Here is a 3,470-nt window from a genome sequence, read left to right on the forward strand (position 1 = left end):
AATTAATAGATTGTAAAATAAAAACCCGCCTGAAGGCGGGTTAGTAAAGTAACTCTAGAATCAGTTTAGACATACTTTTTGAAACGTCTCCAACACAAAATAAGCGCTCCGAAAGCTAACATCCAGGTCACACTAGCACCTTGTCTCTCTCTGTTTATTTCATCAATTATAGAGTCACACTTATCTATTTCACCACCGGGTATCAGCTCTAATTTGACTGCAGTCACCAGTTCAACTTGGATTTCATTTCCTGCTGAGTCTAATAAAATCTCACCTCTTGAATCTCTTGCAGAGCCAGAATATAATGCAGTCGCCGCTATTTCGTTGTTATCATTAATACTATTAGCTTGAACTATTGTGTAAGGTGAATCACAACTAATTAACTCTCTAATACCATAAAACTGTTCTGCAGCAATATCATATAAAAAGCCTTCATTTCGACGACCAGTTAGAGAAGCATCCACTTCTCCATAACCAACAACCATACCATTGTTATTGATATCTAAAGCAATACTTGAAGAGCCCAAGAAATAGTCGTTTGGGAAAGTTGTTTCACCTAACAACATATCGTGAACAAAAAACTTTCTTCTATTTGTTCCGTTAACAGATTTAACCTGATGACCCACAACAAAATTATCGTTATTAATATCCGCGGCTGAACTAATAGTGTTTGATGAACGTGCAACATTACTATCAGGTTCTGGAGTAATGTTGATAATTTCATCTTGGTCAAATATGACGGCAAAATTTCTAACAGCTGTGACGTCATTTTCAGTATATTGCCCGTTTGAAACACCCACAGCAATTCCGTTATCATTTATTGCAAATGCTTGACTGCTATAATTTGAAGCGTCATCTGCATCTGGCTCAAAGAGTATGCCTAACTCTTTGGTGTCGAGTAGGTTTCCTTGCCCGTCTAATTGCCAAATTAACCCTCTCAACTGAGCGAAACTGGTGGCAGAACCAGTGAATGAGCTAATGATGCTATTGATACAGGATTCTAATGGAACATCACCTCTCAATTCGTCATCTTCGCAGTTAGCTAAACTTGTTTCTAAGGAATCCGATACGATTAATGTGGAGCCATATCCTATTACTTGATTACTTTCATTAATGCCATAGGCTTCACTAATTCCACCCGCTGATGTCATCGGTGCTGGCAAGCCAACAACAGTATTACCAAGATTAACAAATGCTCGTATACCAAAATCATGTAATACGAAGGTGACGTTTTCACCACTTTCAAGCGTGTAATCAAGATTGCTGTAGAAACCTTCACCGGTGCCTACCGAAAAGCCTGAGTCATTAACATCTCTAACAAGCGTAGTTGAATTAAAAGTAAACTCATTATCTTGGTCAGAAAATTGATCAAAGCCTGGAATATAAGTAGTTTCACTTTCCGATGCTAAAAAACCCACTGAATTAGCTATTTGCTGAGAATTCTGAGTACCATCAGCGGCTTTTATTAAGGCCAATATTATCTCATAATCCGTACTATTAAAATTACCGTTTCTAGCAGATTCAACGTCAGTTAAGACGTTCATTAACGCTTCTGAATCAAAATCGAGTAAATCTAGATCAATCGGAATGTTAAACGCACCTGTCACATTGACAATGATATTGCCGTCTTCGCCAATTGCGCTGGGGAAAGTACTTTGTCCTTTATCAGTAACAGGTAATTCAACTACTCTGTACCTAGCTGCTTGGCTAACAGGAGCCACAATGAGGGCTAAGGATAGTGTGGCGGCAAGCCTTGTTTTAGTCATGTATAATTAATCCTACTTACTGCTAATATGTTAAATGGTAACGTCTATTCGTTATCTACTATTTGGTCATACCTTCAATCTCATCCCACCTTTCATACGTTTGTTTTAGCGTTTGCTCTGCATCAGCTAAATCTGCAAGTATTGGATCTGATTTTGACGATTCTTGCGAAAAAAAGTTAGGATGGTTCACTAACTTTTGAAAATCTTCAACCTTAGTTTCAAAACTTTCAATTTTCAAAGGCAATGATTCTAATTCAAGTTGTAACTTATATGATAACTTTTTACCCTTTGATTCTGGCGGAATGTTTTTAGGACTCTGGGTTTTTGATTTAGTTTCAGACTGAGATGATTTTTGTGTCAACTGCTGTGAATACCAATCGCTGATGTCGGTGCAACCACCAACAAACTCTCTCACTACTCCATTTCCTTCGAAGAAATAACTAGACGTCACTACGTTATCAACAAACTCCCTATCGTGACTAACCAAGATAACTGTGCCTGGATAATTGCATATAGTATCTTCTAATAATTCGAGTGTTTCCACGTCTAAATCATTTGTAGGCTCATCTAGAATAAGCATATTGCTGGGTCTTAACATCAATTTTGCTAATAACAAGCGATTTTTTTCACCACCCGATAAGGACTTAACTGGGGAATTCACTCTCTCAGGCGTAAACAAGTAGTCTTGTAAATAGCTCATAACATGTTTTGTTTTGCCATTTATGGTGACTTCACGTCTACCATCAGCAATAGCGTCAATGACTTTAAGTTCGCCATCTAATTGATCACGGTGTTGGTCAAAATATGCCACCTCAAGTTTTGAGCCTGACTTTACCACGCCAGAAATAGGGGATAATTGGCCTAATAACAGTTTAATAAGGGTACTTTTACCACAGCCATTTGGCCCTACCAAGGCTAATTTTTCGCCTCTTTGTATCGTCGTCGTTAACGAGCCAACAATCAATTTTTCAGCGATGGTATAATGTAAGTCTTCAGTTTCAAAAACAATTTTACCTGAACTTTTAGATTCGCTAACACTAACTTTTGCAGTACCTAATTTGTTGGCTCTTTGCGAACGTTCGGTTCTTAATGCTTTGAGAGCACGAACTCGTCCTTCATTTCGTGTTCTACGAGCTTTTACGCCCTGTCTTATCCATGTTTCTTCTATGCTCAGCTTTTTATCAAACAACGCATTCTGGGTTTCTTCAACTTCTAAATCATGTGCTTTTTGGTCAAGATAGGTCTGATAATTACCAGGATAACTAACCAGATTTCCACGGTCCAAGTCGATGATTCGACTGGCGACTTTACGGATAAAGGCCCTGTCATGACTCACAAATACCACAGCACCAGCATAACCGATGATGGCATCTTCAAGCCATTTGATCATATCAATATCTAGGTGGTTAGTGGGCTCATCCAATAACAAAATATCTGGCTCGCTTGCCATGGCTTTTGCTAGCGCAGCTTTTCTTCTCCAACCACCAGATAAGTTACTTAGTTGTTGATTAGGGTCAAGCTGAAGCTTAGTCAATACTGCCTGAATACGTTGCTCAAGTTGCCAACCGTTATGGTGGTCAAGCTGAGTTTGGAAGAACTCTAATTTGGACATGTTAGCATCAGACGGGTCTTCAGCGACTAAATCTGCCGTATGAAAGTATCCTTTAAGGTATTCACCGACTTCTGCCAACCCCTCAGCCACGT

General features: G+C 38.9%; 2 protein-coding genes. Both read right to left on the reverse strand.

Translation table 11 applies throughout. From position 1 onward, the window contains the following. Positions 1-65 precede the first annotated feature (65 nt). On the reverse strand, positions 66-1,766 hold the full coding sequence (locus tag QZ562_RS20570; protein WP_293764498.1) for a DUF3466 family protein: 1,701 nt from the start codon (positions 1,764-1,766) through the stop codon (positions 66-68). A gap of 58 nt (positions 1,767-1,824) precedes the next feature. Further along, a partial coding sequence (locus QZ562_RS20575; RefSeq protein WP_293764501.1) for an ATP-binding cassette domain-containing protein occupies positions 1,825-3,470 on the reverse strand: 1,646 nt, incomplete at its 5' end.

Source organism: uncultured Paraglaciecola sp., from assembly GCF_913058035.1.
Taxonomy (GTDB): domain Bacteria; phylum Pseudomonadota; class Gammaproteobacteria; order Enterobacterales; family Alteromonadaceae; genus Paraglaciecola.